Origin of the sequence: Sphingopyxis lindanitolerans (assembly GCF_002993885.1) — a bacterium.
GTDB classification, from domain to species: Bacteria; Pseudomonadota; Alphaproteobacteria; order Sphingomonadales; family Sphingomonadaceae; genus Sphingopyxis; species Sphingopyxis lindanitolerans.
Genome location: NZ_CM009578.1, coordinates 1,980,324 through 1,999,711 on the forward strand (window position 1 = coordinate 1,980,324; position 19,388 = coordinate 1,999,711).

Sequence of the window (19,388 nt, forward strand, 5' to 3'; positions counted from 1 at the left end):
CATAATCGCCTCTTGTTTGGCCGCGCGACGGCGATGATCGGCCATTTTCGAGCGGAAGCCGACCCTAATATCCCAAAGTCGCCTCCAGGAACCAGATGCGCTGCTGCGTCTCGTCAACCCAGCCGTCGACCAGCCCGCTCGTCGCGATATCGCCGTCCGCTTCGGCCGCGGCCTTGGTTTCCTTGAGCTGGTCGAGCAGCGTCCGGTTGTCCGCGGCGAGCGCCCCGATCATCGCGTCGGCCTCGACCGAGGCCGCATCGTCGTCCTTGATCGACTGGCGCCGCGACACGTCGCCGATCGAACGCAGCGTCGCCGCGCCATTCTTGCGCACGCGCTCGGCGATCAGGTCGGTCGTCGCGAGAATCTGCGCCGCCTGCTCGTCGAACAGCAGGTGCAGGTCGCGAAAGCGCGGCCCCTGCACATGCCAGTGATAATTTTTGGTCTTGAGATACAGCGCGAAGCTGTCGGCGAGCAGCGCGTTGAGCGCATCGGCGACGGCGGGCTGGTTCTTGGTATTGGGCATGGGAGAATCCTTTCTTTTTCAACCCCCTATATAGGGCAAATCGGCCGGAAAGGCCCATGGAGCTATTGGATCGCTGTCATCGATAAAAGCGATGAAACCTATCCCATCAATCGATTTTACAGGCCAAAGGCCCCCATCGCGGTCCGAACACCCCACAGCGCCAGAATCGCCGCGCTTCCCCAGCGAATCGCGCGCGCCGCGCGCCGGTCGGCGATCGCCGGACCAAAGGCCAGAAAGGGCAGCATCGCCAGCATCCAGCCGATCATGCCCCCCGCCGCGGCCCACAGCCCGGCGCCGCTCGTCGCCGCCAGCGCGCCGATCAGGAAATGACTGCGGTCGCCGAACTGAAGCGCGAGCATCCGCCCCGCCAGCATCACCGGCCGCGCATCCTTGGCCCCCGCGTCGGCGAGCGGGCTTCCGCGCCACAGCAGCGCGGCCGCCGCCGACAGCACGGCGCCCGCGACGAGCAGCTGGGCGACGCCCTGCCCGATCATCCGATTGGCAAAGGCCCCCGCGAAGGCGGCGACCAGCGCGTGGATCAGGAAGGCGCCGAAAACCACGACGACGATGGTCCGGCGGTCCGGCCGCACGTTCAGCAGATCAGAAAGGAAAAGCCCCGTGCGTCCGTCGGCATTGGCCAAAGCCACCGCGACGAGCGCGAGCATGATCGCATCCATGAAAGACGGCGTGCGACGTCAGCGCCGCGGCGTCAATGCCCGAGTCGCATCGCGACCGACGCAAGCCACGCTTCCTGCGCGCCGCTGGGCAGCGGTCCGCGCGGCGCGGCGACCGCGTCGCTCATCGCGTCGAGATAGGTCAGGATCGCCGCGCGATAGCCGCCGCCCGCGACCGCCGATTCGAGCCGGCTCGCCAGCGTCTCGACCGCGCCGAAGCCATGGTCGCGCGCCAGGCAGCGAATGTCGTCGATGCCCTGCACGATCTGCCCGAGCGCACAATGCGGCAGCGCCTCGGCGAGCGCCCCGATCTGCCCGCTGATGCGGCTTTGAATGTCCTGAAAAGGATCGGTCTGGATAGCCATGATTCACCCCCTGTCCCCACAGGAGAAGATGCGCGCATATGGTTAAGCGGTGGTTAGCGGTGGTTTAGCGGTGCCGCGCGGGCGAATCGGCGTCCTGCGCCTGCTTGCAGCGATACATGTCGCGGTCGGCGGTCGCCAATATCTCGGACTCGGTTGCCCCGGCGCACAGCATCGCGACCCCGAAACAGGCCGACAGCGCGATGTCGTGTCCGTCATAGCTAGCCGGCGTCGCGCTCAGCATGTGGCGCAGCCGGTTGACCTGGACGCGCGCGCCCTCCTCGCTCGACTGGTCGAGGATCAGCCCGAATTCGTCGCCGCCGATCCGCGCCGCGACATCGCTCGCGCGAATCGATTCGCCCAGACGCTTGGCGATTTCCATCAGCGCAAAGTCGCCCGCGGCGTGACCGAAGCTGTCGTTGATATATTTGAGCTGGTTGACGTCGACAAAAACGACCGCGGCGGTTTCGGCGTGGCGTTCGAAGCGCGCGAGCCGCTGGTGGATCGCGGTCAGGAAATAGCGGCGGTTGAACAGCGGAGTCAGCGTATCGCGCTCGGACACGCGCTCAAGCTCGGCGACCGCGATCTTCAGGATGCGGTTTTCGCGGCGCAGTCCGTCGCGTTCGCGGCGCAATTCGCGCAGTTGGTCCTCGATGGAGTCGACGGATACAAAGCCGGCCCGATCGACCGCTAACCGTGCCCCCCCTGCGATATCCATTCCCAGTCCCCGAACGCACGCTGTTCCCCACCGGCCGGATTGCCGACGGCTCTATCTGTCTGCATCTGTTAGTCCCGACTGGATACCAATCGGTAAACGCGCGCCCCGAAATGCGGTGCCGCGCGCGGACGTTGCCCCGCTGCGGGACAGCGGCTAGGGGGAGGGCGGCGGCGATTCATCAATCGACGGCCGGGACAGGAGGGTGACGGATGGACGATGCGGCCCCGCAGGTGGGCGTGATCATGGGCAGCCAGTCGGACTGGCCGACCATGGCGCATGCGGTCCATATCCTCGAGGAGTTCGGGATCGCGCACGACGTGCGGATCGTCTCGGCGCACCGCACCCCCGGCCGGCTGATCGCCTATGCGAAGGGCGCGGCGGATCGGGGACTCAAGGCGATCATCGCGGGCGCCGGCGGCGCCGCACACCTGCCCGGCATGGTCGCATCGATGACGCGCGTTCCGGTGCTCGGCGTCCCCGTGCAATCGGCGGCGCTCAGCGGCGTCGACAGCCTCTATTCGATCGTCCAGATGCCCGGCGGCGTCCCGGTGGCGACCTTCGCGATCGGCAAGGCGGGGGCGACCAATGCCGGCCTGTTCGCCGCCGCGCTGCTCGCCAATACCGACCCCGATCTGGCGCAGCGGCTCGACGATTGGCGCGCGGCCCAAACCGACGGCGTCGCTCCCACCCCCGTTCGCGAGGGCTGAACGCCGGTGCTCTCCCCGGGTTCGACGATCGGCATATTGGGCGGCGGCCAGCTCGGCCGGATGCTTGGCCTCGCAGCCGCGCAGCTCGGCTACAAGGTTCACATCTATGCCCCCGATGCCGAAAGCGTCGCGGCCGAAGTCACCGCGCACCACAGCCAGGCCGCGTGGGACGACGAACCGCGCCTTGCCGCCTTCGCCGCCGCCTGCGACATCGTCACCTTCGAGTTCGAGAATGTCCCCGTCGATACCGTCCGCTTCCTGTCGGGCCATGTCGCGGTGCACCCCGGCGTGCGCGCGCTCGAAATCGCGCAGGACCGCCTCGCCGAAAAGGCTTTCGTCGCCGACCTCGGCGGCCGCACCGCCCCCTTCGCCGCCGTCCCCGACCGCGCCGCGCTCGATAGCGCGCTCGCCGCCATCGGCGCACCCGCGATTCTCAAGACCGTGCGCCTGGGCTATGACGGCAAGGGACAGGCGCGCCTCGCGAGCGCCGATGACGCCGATGCCGCGTGGGACGCGATCGGCCGCCACGCGGCGATCCTCGAAGGCTTCGTCGCTTTCGCGCATGAATTTTCGGTGATCCTCGTCCGCGGCATCGACGGCGAGGTCCGCTTCTGGGATTCATCGGTCAACGTCCACGAGAACGGCATCCTCGCCACCGCCAGCCTGCCGCCGCCGTCCATCATCCTGGGTCAGCAGGACGAAGCGCGCGCGATGATGGCAAAGGTCGCCGATGCGCTCGACTATGTCGGGGTGCTCACCGGCGAATTTTTCGCCACCGACGCCGGGCCGGTGTTCAACGAAATGGCGCCGCGCGTCCACAACAGCGGCCACTGGACGATCGAGGGTGCGGTCACGAGCCAGTTCGAAAATCACATCCGCGCCATCGCCGGCCTGCCGCTCGGCAGCACTGCCTGCGGTCCGCTGCCGGTCGTGATGCGCAATCTGATCGGCGACCAGATCGCGGAGGTCCCCGACCTGCTCGCCGACGAAAACTGCCACGTCCACCATTATAGCAAGACCGAGGTGCGCGAAGGCCGGAAACTCGGCCACGCGACATGGGTGGGTTTCGCGGCCGGACCCCCTCCCGCATGAACCGCCCCGAAATCACCCTGATCCTCGCGCGCGCCGCCAATGGCGTGATCGGCGCCGACGGCCGGATGCCGTGGCACCTTCCCGCCGACCTCCGCCGCTTCAAACAGCTCACCATGGGGCGCCCGATGATCATGGGGCGCAAGACCTTCGACAGCCTGCCCGCGATCCTTGCCGGTCGCCGCCACATCGTGCTGACCCGCGACCCCGACTGGCACGAGGAGGGCGCCGAGCCCGCGCCGAGCGTCGACGAAGCCCTCAAACGCGCCAACGCGCCGCAGGTGATGGTGATCGGCGGCGCCGAAATCCACAGCCTCTTCCTGCCCATGGCCGACCGCATCGAATTGACCGAGGTCGCGCTGGAGCCCGCGGGCGACGCGACGATCGCCTATCCCGATGCCAACGACTGGCAGGAGATCGCGCGCGAGGATCATGCCGCAAGCGACGGCCGCCCGGCCTACAGCTTCGTCACCTTCACCCGCAGGCCGGACTAGGTCCTGTGGGGGTTCATCCCTTACAATTAGGGAATAAGCCGTGTGCTCCCGCGAAGGCGGGAGTCCATCTCCGGTCGGCGCTGTTTGGAACCGGCAGGAGATGGGTCCCCGCCTTCGCGGGGACACAGGATTTCTCTATGATGGCTTTGCCAAAAGCTGAATGCCCACAGACCCGGAACGGAGAAAGAATATGCGTCGCTGGCTGATGGCTATCCTCGCGCTGCTGCTCGTCGCAGCCGCCGCTTTCTTCCTCCTCGCGCCGGGGATGATCGAACGCGGCACCAACAAGATCGACGGCAAGCCGCTGCTGGCCGTCAGCGACCACGCGAGGGCGCTGCACAAGACGCTGACGATCGTCGACCTGCACAGCGACAGCCTGTTGTGGAGCCGCAATTTCCTCGATCGCGGCACCCGCGGCCATATGGACCTGCCGCGCCTCGAAGACGGCAATGTCGCGCTGCAAATCCTCTCCAGCACCACCAAGTCGCCCAAGGGGCAGAATTACGACGCGAACAGCGGCGATACCGACAATATCACGATGCTGGCGATCGCCCAGCTTCAGCCGGTGCGGACATGGAATTCGCTGCTCGAACGCTCGCTCTGGCACGCCGAAAAATTGCACCGCGCCGCCGCCGCCTCGGCGGGCAAGCTGATCGCGGTCGCGACCCCGGCCGAACTCGACGCGCTGCTCGCCGCACGGCAAGTGAAGACGCCGCCGCCGGTCGGCGCGATGATGAGCGTCGAGGGGCTGCACAATCTCGAAGGCAATATCGACAATCTGGACAAGCTCTACGCCGCGGGCATCCGCATGGCGGGGATCACGCACTTTTTCGACAATGAATTCGCGGGGTCGATGCACGGCCTGAAAAAGGGCGGCCTCACCCCCCTCGGCCGCGAGGTCGTGCGGCGGATGGAAGCGAAAGGCATGATCGTCGACGTCGCCCATTGCAGCCACGCCTGCGTCGCCGACATCCTCAAGATGGCGCGTCGCCCCGTCGTCTCCAGCCATGGCGGGGTGCAGGCGACGTGCAAGGTCAACCGCAACCTCACCGACGACGAGATTCGCGGGGTCGCCGCGACCGGCGGCGTGGTCGGCATCGGCTATTGGGACGCCGCGGTCTGCGACACCTCGCCCGCCAGCGTCGCCAGGGCGATGAAGCATGTCCGCGACCTCGTCGGCATCCCATATGTCGCGCTCGGCAGCGACTATGACGGCGCGACCACCGTCCGTTTCGACACATCGAAGCTGGTGCAGGTGACCGAGGCGCTGATCGAGGCGGGCTTCACCGACGACGAGATCCGCGCCGCGATGGGCGGCAACGCGATCCGCGTGCTGCGCGCGGGACTGGTCCCGCTGACGCCGCCTGCCCCATGAGCCCGATCTCCAAATCCGTTTGCCCTGAGCTTGTCGAAGGGCCGTTCTTTTCCTTGGCAGCGCTGAAGGAAAGAACGGTGCTTCGACAAGCTCAGCACGAACGGAAGGGAGGGCGGATATGATCCGCCTCGACGGCCACGACCGCATCGAAGGGGCGCTGCGCGAGGGCGTGATCGCGCTCGGCAATTTCGATGGCTTCCACGCCGGGCATCAGGCGGTGGTCGGCCGCGCGGTGCATCATGCCAAGGATGACGGGCGCGCCGCGATCGTCGCGACCTTCGACCCGCATCCGGTGCGCTTTTTCAAGCCCGACGTCCCGCCCTTCCGCCTGACCACGCTCGACCAAAGGCAGGAATTGTTCGCCGCGGCGGGCGCCGACGCGATGCTCGTCCTGCCCTTCGACGCGACGCTGGCGGCGACCACGGCCGAGGATTTCATCACCGAATTGCTGCTGGGTCGCTACGGCGCCGCCGGGGTCGTCACCGGCGCCGATTTCGTCTTCGGCAAGGGGCGCGGCGGCAATGTCGTCACGCTTGCCGACCAGGCCCGCCGCCTCGGCTTCTTCACCGAAATGGTCGCCCCCGTCGATGACGCCGAAGAAACCGTCTCGTCGAGCCGCATCCGCGACGCGCTGCGCACGGGCGACTGCGCGACCGCGACGCGCCTCCTCACCCGCCCGTTCACGGTCCGCAATATCGTCCAGCACGGCGACAAGAACGGCCGCCTGCTCGGCTTCCCGACCGCGAACCTCGACATGGGCCAATATCTGCGCCCGCGCTACGGCATCTACGCCGTCACCGGCCGCCTGCCCGATGGCCGCATATTAAAGGGCGCCGCTAACCTCGGCATCCGCCCCAGCTTCGACCCGCCCAAGCTCTTGCTCGAACCGCATTTCTTCGATTTTTCGGGCGACCTCTACGGCCAGGAAATCGACATCGCCTTCCACGCCTTTCTCCGCGAGGAAGCGAAATTCGACGGCATGGACGCGCTGATGGCGCAGATCGCCGCGGACTGCGACCAGGCGAAGGCGCTGCTCGCATATATGTAATTTGCGCCGAAGCGCTGCGATCGCAGAGAATTGGGTTCACGCGGAGGCGCGGAGACGCGGAGAAGAAAAAGGATCGGCGGCTTTGCTGCCCTATTTCTCTCCTCCTCTGCGATCTCTGCGCCGCTGCGCGAATCTTTTCTCTCCGCGTCTCCGCGTCTCCGCGTGAACCTTTGCGCCGCCGCAAAACTGCGCTAAGCGCCCGGCCATGACCGATGCTCCAGACTATCGCGACACCGTCTTCCTGCCCAAGACCGACTTTCCGATGAAGGCCGGCCTGCCGCAGAAGGAACCGCTGATTCTCGCCAAATGGCTCGAGGGCAATCTGGAGGGGCAGATTCGCGAGGCCCGCAAGGGCCGCGACCAGTTCATCCTCCACGACGGCCCGCCCTATGCCAATGGCGACATGCACATCGGCCATGCGCTCAACCATATCCTCAAGGACATGGTCGTCCGCACCCAGACGCTGAAGGGCAAGGACGCGCCGTACGTTCCCGGCTGGGACTGCCACGGCCTGCCGATCGAGTGGAAGGTCGAGGAGCAATATCGCAAGAAAAAGCTCAACAAGGACGAGGTTCCGGTCGAGGAATTCCGCGCCGAATGCCGCGCCTATGCGCAGCATTGGGTCGATACCCAGCGCGAGCAGCTGAAGCGCCTCGGCATCGGCGGCGACTGGGACCATCCCTACCTCACGATGGATTATGAGGCCGAGGCGACGATCGTCCGCGAACTGCTCAAATTCGCCGCGAACGACATGCTCTATCGCGGCGCCAAGCCGGTGATGTGGTCGCCGGTCGAAAAGACCGCGCTCGCCGAGGCCGAGATCGAATATGAGGATATCGTCTCGACGCAGATCGATGTGGCGTTCGAGATCGTCGAAAGCCCGATCGCCGAACTGGTCGGCGCGCATGCGGTGATCTGGACGACCACGCCGTGGACGATCCCGGTCAACCAGGCTTTGGCCTATGGGCCAGAGGTGGATTATGCATTGACTGTTTGTCGTAACCACGACGGCAAGATTCTTGGTCGTTTCCTTGTCGCAACCGATCTGGTCGACGCATTTCAACACCGTGTCGACGCTACGGTAAGAGGGACAGAGAACCCCGAACTGATCGGCACGTGGGGTATCGACAGCTTCCACCACGGCTCCGACCTCGCCGGCACCGTCGCCCGCCACCCGATCTACAACCACCTTCGTCATTCCCGCGAAAGCGGGAACCCAGAGCGCGCATCGGCTGACCCCACCCTGGGTTCCCGCTTTCGCGGGAATGACAAGGATTGGGAGCGCGCGCTGGAATTTTACGCCCGCCCGCGCCCCTTCCTCGCGGGCGATTTCGTCACCACCGACAGCGGCACGGGCCTCGTCCATATGGCGCCCGACCATGGCGAGGATGATTTCGACCTCTGCAAGGCGAACGGCATCGATCCCGTCTTCGCGGTCGAGGGCGACGGCAAATATCGCGCCGACTGGGCATGGCTCGGCGGTCAGGGCAGCGTCATCAACCCCAAGTTCAATGCCCCCGACGGCCCGATCTGCTCGGACCTCAGCGAAGCTGGCGCGCTGCTCGCCGCCAGCGCCGACTACAAGCACAGCTACCCGCATAGCTGGCGCTCGAAAGCGAAGGTCATCTATCGCTGCACCCCGCAATGGTTCGTGCCGATGGACAGGGTGATGACCCATATCTCGCCCAAGACGCCGAGCGAAAAGCGCTGGGAGAATGAAGGCGGCGCGATCAACCCCGCCGATGAGGTGCTTTGCGCCGCGCCAACGCTGCGGCAGGCGGCGATGCAGGCGATCGACGACACGCGCTTCGTGCCGCCCAAGGGCCGCAACCGCATCGGATCGATGGTCGAGGGGCGCCCCGACTGGGTGCTGAGCCGCCAGCGCGCCTGGGGCGTGCCGATCACGCTCTTCGTCGACCGCAAGACCGGGCAATATCTCAACGACCCGATCGTCAACGACCGCATCGTCGCGGCGGTGCGCGAGGGCGGCGTCGACGCATGGAGCGACGCGCGCGCGCAGGACTATCTCGGCACCGCCTATGACGCCGCCGATTACGAGCGCATCGTCGACATTCTCGACGTCTGGTTCGATTCGGGCTGCACCCACGCCTTCGTGCTCGAAAGCGGCCGCTGGCCCGCACTCGTCCGCCACGACGGCGGCACCCACAGCGCCGACCTCTATCTCGAAGGCAGCGACCAGCATCGCGGCTGGTTCCAGTCGTCGCTGCTCGAATCGTGCGGCACGCGCGGACAGGCGCCCTATAAGGCCGTCCTCACCCACGGCTTCACCATGGACGCCAAGGGTTTCAAAATGTCGAAGTCGCTCGGCAACACGATCAGCCCGATCGACCTGATGCGCGACTATGGCGCCGACATCCTCCGCCTGTGGGCGCTGTCGGTCGATTTCACCGAGGACCACCGTATCGGCAAGGAAATCCTGACCGGGGTCGCCGACCAGTATCGCAAGCTGCGCAACAGCTTCCGCTATCTGCTCGGCGCGCTCGACGGCTTCACCGAGGAAGAGCGCGTCACCGACGTCGCCGCGATGCCCGAGCTTGAACGCTATATGCTGAGCCTGCTCGCCGACCTCGACGCGAAGCTGGCCCGCGCGGTCGATGATTTCGACTATAATAGTTACACCCGCCTGCTCGCCGATTTCTGCAACGAGGATCTGTCGGCCTTCTATTTCGACATCCGCAAGGACGTCCTCTACTGCGACCTCGGTCCCGCCGTCCCGCTCGGCACCGACACCCGCCGCGCCTATCGCAGCGTCCTCGATGTGCTGTTCCACGCGCTGGTGCGCTATGCGGCGCCGGTGCTGGTGTTTACCAGCGAGGAAGTGTGGGGGACGCGCTATCCGCAAGCGGGCAGCGTGCATTTGCTCGAATGGCCCAGCCTCCCCGCGCTCCCCACTCTTGGCGGGAACACGGCGATGGCCGAAAAATGGGCACAAATCCGCGAAACCCGCGCGCACGTCACCGAACGCATCGAACCGCTGCGCCGCGAAAAGATCATCCGTTCCAGCCTCGAAGCCGAAGTGTGGCTCCCCCACGAGTCCGGCGACGTCGATGTCGAGGAAATTTTCATCACCTCGACCGTCCATCAGGGCGACTGGGACGTGAAGCGCACTGAAAACCACAAATGCGGCCGCTGCTGGCGCCACCTGCCCGAGGTCGCCGAGGACGGCAGCTTGTGCAATCGCTGCGAGACGGTATTGGACGCAGCATGAGCCAGCGTTCGCCCCATCTCGGCTTCGGCCTTCTCGTCGCGGCGGTCGCCTTCGCCCTCGACCAGCTCGCGAAGTGGGTCGTCACCGTCCCGCTATCGGTTGCGACCCAGCCCGGCCGGTCGATCGAACTGACCTCCTTCTTCAATCTGACCTGGGCGGAGAATTGCGGCATCTCGCTGTCGATGTTCGCAAAATGCAACGACACGACGCGATGGACGCTCGTCGCAGTGACTGCGGCGGTCGCGATCGGCGTCGCCGTCTGGATGACGCGCGAAAAGGCGAAGGGCGACGTGATCGCGCTCGCGCTGATTCTTGGTGGCGCGCTCGGCAATATCGTCGATCGCGTGCGGCTCGGCTATGTCGTCGACTATGCCGACCTGCACATCGGCGCCTTCAAGCCCTTTATGATCTTCAACGTCGCCGATGCGTGCATCACGATCGGCGTCGTTTTGCTGGTTGCGCGCGCGCTGCTCTTGGGCGAAAAGACCCCCGAAGCGCCAGCTGTCTCTGACGAGAAGCCCGCTGCTGATTAAACGGGGCGCATTGGGAGTATGATTTACGTGAACCGGACCACCGCCATCCTCGCCGCCTCGATTCTTGCGACGACGCTTTCGGCCTGCGGCTCGAACAGCCTGTTCAACCGCGACCGCCCCGACGAAATGGCGGTGTCGCGCCAGGCGCCGCTCGTCGTGCCGCCCGATTTTTCGCTGACCCCGCCCGCCCCCGGCGCCGCGCGTCCGGGCAATGAAACCACCGCCGAACAGACGCTCAAGGCGCTCTTCGGCGGCGACGCGCCGCGCAGCGCGGCCGAAGCGCAGGTCATCGGCCAGGCCGATGGCGATCGCGCCGTCCCCGGCATCCGCAGCAGCGTCGGCAGCCCCGGCACCCAGGTCGTCGATAAGGGTCTCGTCACCCGCGACATCGTCTTCGCTCCCGAAGGCGACGGCCGCGACGCCAGCGCCTCGATCCCCGGCGCCTGAGCGCCGACCGGAGCCGCTTCCGGCTCCTCCCCTATTCGGCCGCGGCGGGCAGATGCGCGACCAGAGCGCGCAGCGCAGCGACATGGGCGTCAAGCGCGCGGGCGCCGACACGGGTCAGCGACGCCCAGGTCCGCTGACGCCCGCCGACCGCGGCCTTGCGCAAATGGACATAGCCGGCGTCGCCCAAAGCCGCGAGATGCTTCGACAGCACCGAATCGCTGACGCGGGTGAGTTCGCGCAGCTTGGCGAATTCCATTTCGCTGACCTTCGCAAGCAGCGCCGCGATCTGCAACCGCGCCGGCGGATGAAGCAGCATGTCGATCGCATCGACGCTCATGCCGCCCCCCGCATCAGTTCGCGGCGATAACTACGGCTCCACGCGATGCTCGCGCCCAGCGCCGCGACAAAGGCGATTCCGCCGATTCCCAACTTGGGGACGATCGACAAGCCGCTGATGCGAGCGTGGATTTCGGCCGCCATCGTGGCGACCATGACGGCGACCAAGGCCAGCGTCACCGGCAGCGTCGCGCCTTTGCGGTATCCGTTGACGAAGACGCCGTAGCGCCGCCGATCGTCGGTGACCAGCCACGCGACCCCTGCCATCGCAAGGACGACGCTCGGCAACTGGATCGCCAGGCCGAACCCGACGCCCAGAACCAGAATCGTCAGGACCGCAGCGAAGGCGGCGTGCCGCCACAGCGGACAATAGGTGGCCTTCAGCGCCAGGTCGCGTTGCGCGGCATCGATGCTGTCGAGCGCGGCGCGGGCTTCGATCGGATTCATGAAATGGCTCCTCAACTTTCCAATGTGGAAAGCGATAGCCACCACTTTCCACATTGGCAAGTCATTTCTTTCCGAATCGGAAAGAAAGGCCGACCACTATCCCACCACGATCCGCACCGGCATATGCGTAAAGCCATGCAGGAACGGGCTCGGCAATCGCTCGGCCGACCCCTGCGGCGCGATGCGGATGCCGCGGCCCACAATCTCCTCGATCAGCGTGCAAAGCTGGATCTCGGCCAGCCGCGCGCCGACGCAGCGATGGATGCCGTGTCCGAAGGCGACGTGCCGCCGCGCATTCTCGCGGCGCACGTCAAAGACATCGGCGTCGGCAAAGACGCTCTCGTCGCGGTTCGCCGAAATATACCAGAGGATCACCTTCTCGCCCTTGCGCAAGGCCTGTCCGCCCAGCTCGATGTCGCGCATGCAGGTTCGCCGCATATGGGTGACCGGCGACTGCCAGCGGATGATCTCCTGCGCCGCATTGGGGATCAGCGATGCGTCGGCGCGCAGCCGGTCGAGTTCGCCCGGAAAACGGTGCAGCGCCTCGACCAGCCCGCTCATCGAATTGCGCGTCGTGTCGTTGCCGCCGACGATCAGCAGCGCGATGTTCGCAAGCCGCTCCATCGGATTGAGGTTCCCCATCGCCTCGCTGTGCACCATGCGCGAGAGGAGGTCGTCGCTCGGCGGCAGCGCCTTGCGCGCGGCGAATTCGGCGTCGAAGCGCGCGAGCATCGCCTGCATTTGCGCCATCCATTCGGCGCGATATTCCTCGGTCGCGGTCTCGGGCGAGACATTGCCGCCATAGTCCGACCAGCGCTTGAGATCGTGGCGTTCCTCCCACGGAAAATCGAACAAGATGCACAGCATCCCGATCGTCAGCGGCACCGACACCCGCTCGACCCAGTCGAACGTCTCGCCGAGCGGCAGGCCGTCGAACAGTTCGCGCGTCCGCTGCTTGACCACCTTCTCGCGCTCGCTCATCTGGCTCGGGTTGAAGGCGGGGGAGATCACCCGGCGCTGCGCGGTGTGGACCGGCGGGTCGGCGGCGATGAAATTGGGCAGGTTCGACTGCGGTGGCGGGTCGGCGATGACGATATTGCCATTCTCCCACGACGAGGAGAAGGTCGCGGGGTCAAGCTCGACCGCCTGCACCAGCGCGTGAGTCGCCACCGACCAATAGCCGCCATAGGGGCTGTCGGGGCACCAGCTCACCGGCATCTCGGCGCGCAGCTTCGCGAACGGCTCGCGCCACTTGTCCTCGACATAAAGCGCGATGTCGCTGACATCGACCGGGCTCACCGCCCGCGCTTCGTCCACCACCGACGCCATATCGCTCTCCCGCTATTCGATGTCCCTTGTTCTTTGGACATTAGCCGGACCGGTTCGAGCCGCAAGGCGGTGCGTGATGAAAACGGATTGCGCGCCGCCATGCCGACGGCGGCGCGCGAACCCGATACTACATCTTGCGCGCGGGCGCCGGCGCGGCTTTCGCCGCCATCTTGTGATGCGGCGCGGAGCGATGATGCGCGGCAACGCGATGTTTCGCGGGGGCATGGCGCTTGGCGGTTGCGTGGCGTTTCGCAGCAGCATGGTGCTTGGCGGCAGCGTGGTGTTTCGGCGCCATATGATGCGCGGCGGCATGGCCCTCGCGCTGCATGCAATTGTCGGTGACCGTCTTCGAACAATAGGGCGTCGCATTCTGGGCCGTGGCGGCCGTCCCCGACAGCGCGAACAGCGCGGCAGCGCCGAGCGTCGCGAGTTTGATGATCTGCATGATGGACTTTCCTTTCATCCCCACTGTGGGATGGGCTCGACCATCGCACGGCGGTCATGGCACCAGCGCGTCCGCAACATTACAATCGTGCAATGCGAACGCAGCCGCCGCTGGACACGCCTCCCCGGCCAGCCTAGAACCACCCCATCCCCGGGGAGCCCCTGCGCAGGCAGGGGTTGAGAGCGGAATAGCCCGCGACCCGTTGAACCTGATCCGGGTCATACCGGCGGAGGGAGGGTCGGCGTTCCGCACACGGAATCCCCATTCTCGCTCCGACAATTGGAGCGAATGCCATGGCCGATATCGATTCCCGCCTCGACAAGGCGCAAGCGACCCCGATCGGTGTGACCACCGGCCCGATCCGTGGCAGCCGCAAGATCCACGTCGCGACGCAAACCGGCAGCGGCATCCGCGTCGCGATGCGCGAGATCGACCTCGACCCGCATTCGGGCGAGCCCCCGGTGCGCGTCTACGACACCAGCGGCCCCTACACCGACGCGAACGCGACGATCGACATCAACGCCGGCCTCCCCGAAATCCGCAGCCAGTGGATTCGCAGCCGCGGCGACGTCACCGAAGTCACCCAGCGCGAGGTTCGCCCCGAGGATAACGGCCAGCTCGGCCCCGACCGCAGCGGCGGCGTCCCCGCCTTCCCCAACGTCCGCCGCCAGGTGCTGCGCGCCAAGCCCGGCGCGAACGTCAGCCAGATGCACTACGCCCGTCAGGGTATCATCACGCCCGAGATGGAATATGTCGCCGAGCGCGAGAATCTCGGCCGCGCGCGCCTCGCCGAATATAAGCGCGACGGGGAAAGCTTCGGCGCCAGCATCCCCGATTACGTCACCCCCGAATTCGTCCGCGACGAGGTCGCGCGCGGCCGCGCGATCATCCCCAGCAACATCAACCACCCCGAAAGCGAGCCGATGGCGATCGGCCGCAACTTCCTCGTCAAGATCAACGCCAATATCGGCAACAGCGCGGTCGCCAGCGATGTCGCGGCCGAGGTCGACAAGATGGTCTGGTCGATCCGCTGGGGCGCCGACACCGTCATGGACCTGTCGACCGGCCGCAACATCCACGACACCCGCGAATGGATCATCCGCAATTCGCCCGTCCCGATCGGCACCGTCCCCATCTATCAGGCGCTCGAAAAGGTCGGCGGCGTCGCCGAGGACCTGACGTGGGAGATCTTCGCCGACACGCTGATCGAGCAGGCCGAACAGGGCGTCGACTATTTCACCATCCACGCCGGGGTCCGCCTGCCCTACGTCCCCCTCGCGGCCAAGCGCATGACCGGCATCGTGTCGCGCGGCGGCAGCATCATGGCGAAATGGTGCCTCGCGCATCACAAGGAAAGCTTCCTCTACGAACGCTTCGACGAGATTACCGAGATCATGAAGGCCTATGACGTCGCCTACAGCCTCGGCGATGGCCTGCGTCCCGGCAGCATCTACGACGCGAACGACGAGGCGCAGTTCGCCGAGCTCTACACGCTGGGCGAGCTCACCAAGCGCGCCTGGGCGCAGGATGTGCAGGTGATGATCGAGGGCCCGGGCCACGTCCCGATGCACAAGATCAAGGAGAACATGGAAAAGCAGCTCGAAGCGTGCGGCGAGGCGCCCTTCTATACGCTCGGGCCGCTCACCACCGACATCGCGCCGGGTTACGACCATATCACCAGCGGCATCGGCGCCGCGCAGATCGGCTGGTACGGCACCGCGATGCTTTGCTACGTCACGCCCAAGGAGCATCTCGGCCTCCCCGACCGCGACGATGTGAAGGTCGGCGTCGTCACCTATAAACTGGCCGCCCACGCCGCCGACCTCGCCAAGGGCCACCCCGCCGCACAGGTCCGCGACGATGCGCTATCGAAAGCCCGCTTCGAATTCCGCTGGCGCGACCAGTTCAACCTGTCGCTCGACCCCGACACGGCGGAGCAATATCACGACCAGACCCTCCCCGCCGAAGGCGCCAAGACCGCGCATTTCTGCAGCATGTGCGGGCCAAAGTTCTGCTCGATGAAGATCAGCCAGGAAGTGCGGGAATTCGCGAAGCTGCAAAATCAGGACAGCGCCGGCTTCATCGCCGCCGAAGAAGCCGAGAAGGGCATGGCGGAAATGAGCCAGGTCTATGAGGACACGGGGCGCGAGCTGTATATGGGCGCGGGTGATCGGGAGCATGATTGACCTTGCAAGCTAGGCCACTAACGACCAGCATCTGTTCAAAAGTGGCCTTTGCTCGGAGTAAGGAATGGCGGCTACGCAATGCGCTATTTGGGGAACGCCCGCGATACCCCTTAGGGGTTATGAGGAAAGAGATGGCGTCGCATTCGATTCTCCGAGGGCAGGAGGCCGCTACTTTCTTTCCGGCTCGGCGGCTTCAGCAGTTCAAGCACTGACGGAACAGCAAAAGGTAGCTCTGACACATGAGATTGTCGAGAATAACGCCTTAGGTTCAATCGCTTCTATATCCACTCAAACCATATCCGCTCTTCCTGAGTATCCGACTTTCCTACCACAAGCACGGGCCGGAAGATTGCTTGAATACCTTATACGAAGCTCCGACTATCTAGGAAAAAAGATCGTATTTCCTAAAGAGACGGTCATTCCTTCAGACCCAGATATTTTTTATATCGGATTTAGAACCGGCGCCGCGGCGGCACCTCTTTTTGCTTGGTCAGATTCTCTGAATGAAGAAGAGGTCTGGTTCTTATTGAGCATGCTAGCGGATCAAAATCTTATCAAAGCTCCCACTGGATCTGCGATCGATGAGATCACCGTCCTTCCAGCCGGTTATGCCCGATTTGAACAGGACTCTTCAGCGCATAAGTCCGATCAAGCATTCGTGGCAATGTGGTTCGATCAAAGTATGCAGGAGCCCTATGAAAAAGGGGTAGAGGGGGCAGTCAGAGAGTGCGGATTTCGTCCACTTCGAATTGATCGAAAAGAGCACAACAATAGGATTGACGATGAGATAATCGGTGAGATTAGAAAAAGTAAATTTCTAATAGCAGATTTCACTAGTAATATCGGATCGCCTCGGGGAGGCGTTTATTTTGAAGCTGGATTTGCACTCGGCCTTGGCCTTCCGGTCATCTGGACATGTAGATCTGACCTCATGAACCATATTCACTTCGATACTCGACAATTTAACCATATTGTTTGGACAAACGCAGATGAGTTAAAACGAGGCCTGAAGAATCGCATATTAGCAACGATAGGGCAAGGACCAGCGTAGGAAGATAATACTCAGCCATCTAGTCAAAACTATCAACAGAACTTACGGAAAGTCTTTTTATTTTTCTATTAGGGCTAGTTAGTTTGTGACAGTGCAATCGGACTCGCGCCTTGGGATCGAAGCGCGATTGGCCATTGATGTGCTGACTGCGTGTTAGCATGCCTACAATGCGGCGGACTCTCGCTCCTTCTTCCAGTTCAAAGGGTATAGGCCTGCCTTCTTCCTCCGAATATAACCTTCCTGTAAATGTGTTGATATTGTAGCTCGAAACAAAGCCGTCCACGAAAGACTCTTCGTCCTCGCGTCTTGTTTGTTTTACGTACTCGTAAGTCATCGGTGACATTACGGGACCAATTGAGCCGCTGCGGGACCCACATTTTTCAACCTGTGCCCGCGTAGCGGTTTCCGATATGACAATAGGCCTATGCATATCAGCAATGCTATTTTCTATCTTTTCGCACAGACTATCCAATTTTTCTGGAGTAATGCTGGGCCTAGAATTTTCAGAATAAAGCTGCTGCAGAGTCTTGTCGTAGTCGACGTGAAAACCCATCGTATTGTATAGCGCCGCGTCATATATTGACGTTACCAAGTGACCTAAAGGCGAGTCTTTTCCGGCCGAGGTCAGCGTAACAGTTGCTCCCAATACGATTATAGCCTTGGTTTTCCAACTTCCCTCTTGGAACGGAGGAACAAAAATCTTAAACCCTCGAGCATATGGCGCTTGAGTTATGATCTCGCCATTGATCGCAAGATGTGTCGTTAATGCTAAAGATCTCTGAAAACCGGCCAACGCTTTAGCCGCATCGTAGAACTCAATTAGCCCCTGATCCGCAAATCCCCCGTCGAACTTGAGCTCAAATTCTATCATCTCACCCTCCCATGGCCATTTACAATCCCATGAAAAATGTGAAACTCAAACAATAATTGATTAGCTCTTGGGATTGCGGGACAGTTTATTAACTCCGCAAATTCCTTTCCGCATGGAGCGGCGCCAGTCGGCCTCACGCCCACACCATGCTACACTCCGCCCATGCGCGCCCGAAGCCCCCTCTACGTCATGGCCAAGCCGCCGCCGGAGGTGCAGGCGCAGATTGCCGCGCTGCCGCGCAACGATCCCGGACGCGGCCCCCACCTCCTCCATGTCACGCTCATCTCGCTCTACGACCTCCACCATGCGCCGCCCGCGTGGCTGCCCGCGACCATCGCCGCGCTGGACAGCTTCGTCGCGGCGCCCTTTCCGCTCGCCTTCGACCGGATCGAGAACCGCAAGGCGGTGACGCTGCGCACGCGCGAGCCGCTAGCCGAGGCGCGGGCGTTCCAGAAGGCGCTGGTGAACCATCTGCTGCGTGAGAAGGCGCCGATCATGGACGGCACCACCCCCGAACCGCACATCACGATCAACTATCGCGGCGACCGCCTGGGCACTCAGATTCTGGGCAAGACAATGCCGCCGATCGGCTGGACGGTCGACGAGATCATCCTGACGGAAAGCGTCGTCGGCCAGACCACCCATGTCGACCACGGCCGCTGGCGGCTCCGCGCCGCCTGACCCCGGCGGAACTCCCATCCGTCTCGGGGCTTTATTCCATGCGTGGGGCAAAAACAGAGCATGCCCACGCCCCGCTTGGCCCGGCACGCGATCCTGATGGAGTGATGTCGATGAACACGCTGATGATCCTGCCCCTTGCCGCCGCAACCGCGCTCGCGGCCGGCTGCGCCTCGAACGGCCTTTATGGCGGTGTCGGTGCGGGCGCCGGGCGCTATGACGATGGCGGCTATGGCTATTATGATCAGGGCTATTACGCCCAGAACGGCCATTATGATTATGACCGCCCCGACCCGCGCCAGGGCGGCTATTATGCCGATCAATATTACCGCAACGACCGCCGGTACAAGGAACGCCGCCTGTCGAACAGCGACCGCGTCTATCGCGGCCGCGACAATAAATATTATTGCCGCCGCAACGACGGATCGACCGGGCTGATCGTCGGCGGCATCGCCGGCGGCGTGATCGGCAATGTCATCGCCCCCGGCAAATCGGAGACGCTGGGCACCATCCTCGGCGCGGTCGGCGGCGCGGTCGCCGGACGCGCGATCGAACGCAGCGGCAACAACAAGAACGACGTGCGCTGCCGCTGACGCCTAGGGTCAGGACCCATTGATTGCGCGATCGAGGTTTGAAGCGATTTTGCTCAGGGCGAGGAGGCAAGGCGACGGAATATGTCGATATTTCAAGACTTGCCGACGAAGCCATGGGCAAAATCGGTCAAATCCCGAAGGGACGCCGAAATGGCTTCGATCTTGGGCTCGTGCGGCCTTGCGGGTAGCGATGCTACCCGCGGCGGCCACCCAAACCCAATATCTTCGCCATTTCGACGCCTCGATCGTGCAA

At 64.0% G+C, this 19,388-nt stretch carries 21 protein-coding genes and 1 riboswitch; of the genes, 12 read left to right on the forward strand and 9 right to left on the reverse strand.

The window, feature by feature from the left end; translation table 11 throughout:
• Positions 1-64 precede the first annotated feature (64 nt).
• The 4 genes from CVO77_RS09515 to CVO77_RS09530 all read right to left on the reverse strand — a co-directional run bounded on the left by CVO77_RS09515 (position 65) and on the right by CVO77_RS09530 (position 2,277).
• On the reverse strand, positions 65-523 hold the full coding sequence (locus CVO77_RS09515; RefSeq protein ID WP_105998832.1) for a Dps family protein: 459 nt from the start codon (positions 521-523) through the stop codon (positions 65-67).
• Between the two features lie 116 nt (positions 524-639).
• Positions 640-1,200, reverse strand: coding sequence for a hypothetical protein (locus CVO77_RS09520; protein ID WP_105998833.1), 561 nt, complete (start codon positions 1,198-1,200; stop codon positions 640-642).
• Positions 1,201-1,232: 32 nt separating this feature from the next.
• Entirely contained in the window at positions 1,233-1,562 is a 330-nt protein-coding gene (locus tag CVO77_RS09525) for a hypothetical protein (protein ID WP_105998834.1), read from the reverse strand.
• Between the two features lie 64 nt (positions 1,563-1,626).
• A complete protein-coding gene (locus CVO77_RS09530; protein WP_105998835.1) occupies positions 1,627-2,277 on the reverse strand; it encodes a GGDEF domain-containing protein in 651 nt (216 codons plus the stop codon).
• Positions 2,278-2,486: 209 nt separating this feature from the next.
• On the opposite strand from CVO77_RS09530, the gene purE reads away from it, so the two are divergent.
• From purE to CVO77_RS09570, 8 genes are all read left to right on the forward strand, one after another.
• Entirely contained in the window at positions 2,487-2,984 is a 498-nt protein-coding gene (gene purE, locus CVO77_RS09535) for a 5-(carboxyamino)imidazole ribonucleotide mutase (protein WP_105998836.1), read from the forward strand.
• Positions 2,985-2,990: 6 nt separating this feature from the next.
• Positions 2,991-4,076, forward strand: coding sequence for a 5-(carboxyamino)imidazole ribonucleotide synthase (locus CVO77_RS09540; protein WP_105998837.1), 1,086 nt, complete (start codon positions 2,991-2,993; stop codon positions 4,074-4,076).
• Positions 4,073-4,567: a dihydrofolate reductase gene (locus CVO77_RS09545; RefSeq protein WP_105998838.1), complete on the forward strand. Its 495-nt coding sequence runs from the start codon at positions 4,073-4,075 to the stop codon at positions 4,565-4,567. The genes CVO77_RS09540 and CVO77_RS09545 overlap by 4 nt, the downstream gene beginning before the upstream one ends.
• A 190-nt stretch (positions 4,568-4,757) precedes the next feature.
• The gene (locus CVO77_RS09550) at positions 4,758-5,942 is read left to right on the forward strand and encodes a dipeptidase (RefSeq protein WP_105998839.1); all 1,185 of its coding nucleotides are present in this window, start codon (positions 4,758-4,760) and stop codon (positions 5,940-5,942) included.
• 118 nt (positions 5,943-6,060) lie between these two features.
• Positions 6,061-6,990: a bifunctional riboflavin kinase/FAD synthetase gene (locus tag CVO77_RS09555; protein ID WP_105998840.1), complete on the forward strand. Its 930-nt coding sequence runs from the start codon at positions 6,061-6,063 to the stop codon at positions 6,988-6,990.
• Positions 6,991-7,195: 205 nt separating this feature from the next.
• Positions 7,196-10,219: an isoleucine--tRNA ligase gene (gene ileS / locus CVO77_RS09560; RefSeq protein WP_105998841.1), complete on the forward strand. Its 3,024-nt coding sequence runs from the start codon at positions 7,196-7,198 to the stop codon at positions 10,217-10,219.
• Complete coding sequence (gene lspA, locus CVO77_RS09565) at positions 10,216-10,752, forward strand: signal peptidase II (protein ID WP_105998842.1); 537 nt, start codon at positions 10,216-10,218, stop codon at positions 10,750-10,752. Before ileS ends, lspA begins: the two co-directional genes overlap by 4 nt.
• 27 nt (positions 10,753-10,779) lie before the next feature.
• On the forward strand, positions 10,780-11,199 hold the full coding sequence (locus tag CVO77_RS09570; protein ID WP_106000757.1) for a DUF3035 domain-containing protein: 420 nt from the start codon (positions 10,780-10,782) through the stop codon (positions 11,197-11,199).
• 31 nt (positions 11,200-11,230) lie between these two features.
• On the opposite strand, the gene CVO77_RS09575 is transcribed toward CVO77_RS09570, so the two are convergent.
• The 4 genes from CVO77_RS09575 to CVO77_RS09590 all read right to left on the reverse strand — a co-directional run bounded on the left by CVO77_RS09575 (position 11,231) and on the right by CVO77_RS09590 (position 13,756).
• A complete protein-coding gene (locus CVO77_RS09575; RefSeq protein ID WP_105998843.1) occupies positions 11,231-11,536 on the reverse strand; it encodes a transcriptional regulator in 306 nt (101 codons plus the stop codon).
• On the reverse strand, positions 11,533-11,982 hold the full coding sequence (locus CVO77_RS09580) for a hypothetical protein (protein WP_105998844.1): 450 nt from the start codon (positions 11,980-11,982) through the stop codon (positions 11,533-11,535). Before CVO77_RS09580 ends, CVO77_RS09575 begins: the two co-directional genes overlap by 4 nt.
• 96 nt (positions 11,983-12,078) lie before the next feature.
• Complete coding sequence (locus CVO77_RS09585; protein WP_105998845.1) at positions 12,079-13,311, reverse strand: cytochrome P450; 1,233 nt, start codon at positions 13,309-13,311, stop codon at positions 12,079-12,081.
• Between the two features lie 127 nt (positions 13,312-13,438).
• Positions 13,439-13,756 (reverse strand): hypothetical protein, encoded by a 318-nt coding sequence (locus CVO77_RS09590; RefSeq protein ID WP_105998846.1) that lies wholly within the window; start codon positions 13,754-13,756, stop codon positions 13,439-13,441.
• A gap of 141 nt (positions 13,757-13,897) precedes the next feature.
• A riboswitch (TPP riboswitch) is annotated at positions 13,898-14,008 on the forward strand.
• A gap of 41 nt (positions 14,009-14,049) precedes the next feature.
• On the opposite strand from CVO77_RS09590, the gene thiC reads away from it, so the two are divergent.
• Both thiC and CVO77_RS21005 read left to right on the forward strand, forming a co-directional pair.
• Positions 14,050-15,942, forward strand: coding sequence for a phosphomethylpyrimidine synthase ThiC (gene thiC, locus CVO77_RS09595; RefSeq protein WP_105998847.1), 1,893 nt, complete (start codon positions 14,050-14,052; stop codon positions 15,940-15,942).
• 64 nt (positions 15,943-16,006) lie between these two features.
• Positions 16,007-16,993: a hypothetical protein gene (locus tag CVO77_RS21005; protein WP_146130845.1), complete on the forward strand. Its 987-nt coding sequence runs from the start codon at positions 16,007-16,009 to the stop codon at positions 16,991-16,993.
• A gap of 19 nt (positions 16,994-17,012) precedes the next feature.
• Here CVO77_RS21005 and CVO77_RS21010 read toward each other — a convergent pair whose 3' ends face one another.
• Positions 17,013-17,864, reverse strand: a complete 852-nt coding sequence (locus CVO77_RS21010; protein WP_146130846.1) for a DUF7946 domain-containing protein — start codon at positions 17,862-17,864, stop codon at positions 17,013-17,015.
• A gap of 162 nt (positions 17,865-18,026) precedes the next feature.
• Between CVO77_RS21010 and CVO77_RS09600 the strand changes: the two genes are divergently transcribed.
• Together CVO77_RS09600 and CVO77_RS09605 are read left to right on the forward strand one after the other, a co-directional pair.
• Positions 18,027-18,545, forward strand: a complete 519-nt coding sequence (locus CVO77_RS09600) for a 2'-5' RNA ligase family protein (protein WP_105998848.1) — start codon at positions 18,027-18,029, stop codon at positions 18,543-18,545.
• A gap of 104 nt (positions 18,546-18,649) precedes the next feature.
• Entirely contained in the window at positions 18,650-19,135 is a 486-nt protein-coding gene (locus CVO77_RS09605) for a glycine zipper 2TM domain-containing protein (protein ID WP_105998849.1), read from the forward strand.
• Positions 19,136-19,388: the final 253 nt, after the last annotated feature.

Coding starts and splice junctions, on each gene's coding strand:
- CVO77_RS09575 (WP_105998843.1), bottom strand. CDS start 11,536: ATGAGCGTCGATGCGATCGACATGCTGCTTCATCCGCCGGCGCGGTTG.
- CVO77_RS09545 (WP_105998838.1), top strand. CDS start 4,073: ATGAACCGCCCCGAAATCACCCTGATCCTCGCGCGCGCCGCCAATGGC.
- CVO77_RS09585 (WP_105998845.1), bottom strand. CDS start 13,311: ATGGCGTCGGTGGTGGACGAAGCGCGGGCGGTGAGCCCGGTCGATGTC.
- CVO77_RS09590 (WP_105998846.1), bottom strand. CDS start 13,756: ATGCAGATCATCAAACTCGCGACGCTCGGCGCTGCCGCGCTGTTCGCG.
- lspA (WP_105998842.1), top strand. CDS start 10,216: ATGAGCCAGCGTTCGCCCCATCTCGGCTTCGGCCTTCTCGTCGCGGCG.
- CVO77_RS21010 (WP_146130846.1), bottom strand. CDS start 17,864: ATGATAGAATTTGAGCTCAAGTTCGACGGGGGATTTGCGGATCAGGGG.
- CVO77_RS09515 (WP_105998832.1), bottom strand. CDS start 523: ATGCCCAATACCAAGAACCAGCCCGCCGTCGCCGATGCGCTCAACGCG.
- CVO77_RS09530 (WP_105998835.1), bottom strand. CDS start 2,277: ATGGATATCGCAGGGGGGGCACGGTTAGCGGTCGATCGGGCCGGCTTT.
- ileS (WP_105998841.1), top strand. CDS start 7,196: ATGACCGATGCTCCAGACTATCGCGACACCGTCTTCCTGCCCAAGACC.
- CVO77_RS09580 (WP_105998844.1), bottom strand. CDS start 11,982: ATGAATCCGATCGAAGCCCGCGCCGCGCTCGACAGCATCGATGCCGCG.
- CVO77_RS09605 (WP_105998849.1), top strand. CDS start 18,650: ATGTCGATGAACACGCTGATGATCCTGCCCCTTGCCGCCGCAACCGCG.
- purE (WP_105998836.1), top strand. CDS start 2,487: ATGGACGATGCGGCCCCGCAGGTGGGCGTGATCATGGGCAGCCAGTCG.
- CVO77_RS09555 (WP_105998840.1), top strand. CDS start 6,061: ATGATCCGCCTCGACGGCCACGACCGCATCGAAGGGGCGCTGCGCGAG.
- CVO77_RS09600 (WP_105998848.1), top strand. CDS start 18,027: ATGCGCGCCCGAAGCCCCCTCTACGTCATGGCCAAGCCGCCGCCGGAG.
- thiC (WP_105998847.1), top strand. CDS start 14,050: ATGGCCGATATCGATTCCCGCCTCGACAAGGCGCAAGCGACCCCGATC.
- CVO77_RS09520 (WP_105998833.1), bottom strand. CDS start 1,200: ATGGATGCGATCATGCTCGCGCTCGTCGCGGTGGCTTTGGCCAATGCC.
- CVO77_RS21005 (WP_146130845.1), top strand. CDS start 16,007: ATGGCGGCTACGCAATGCGCTATTTGGGGAACGCCCGCGATACCCCTT.
- CVO77_RS09550 (WP_105998839.1), top strand. CDS start 4,758: ATGCGTCGCTGGCTGATGGCTATCCTCGCGCTGCTGCTCGTCGCAGCC.
- CVO77_RS09525 (WP_105998834.1), bottom strand. CDS start 1,562: ATGGCTATCCAGACCGATCCTTTTCAGGACATTCAAAGCCGCATCAGC.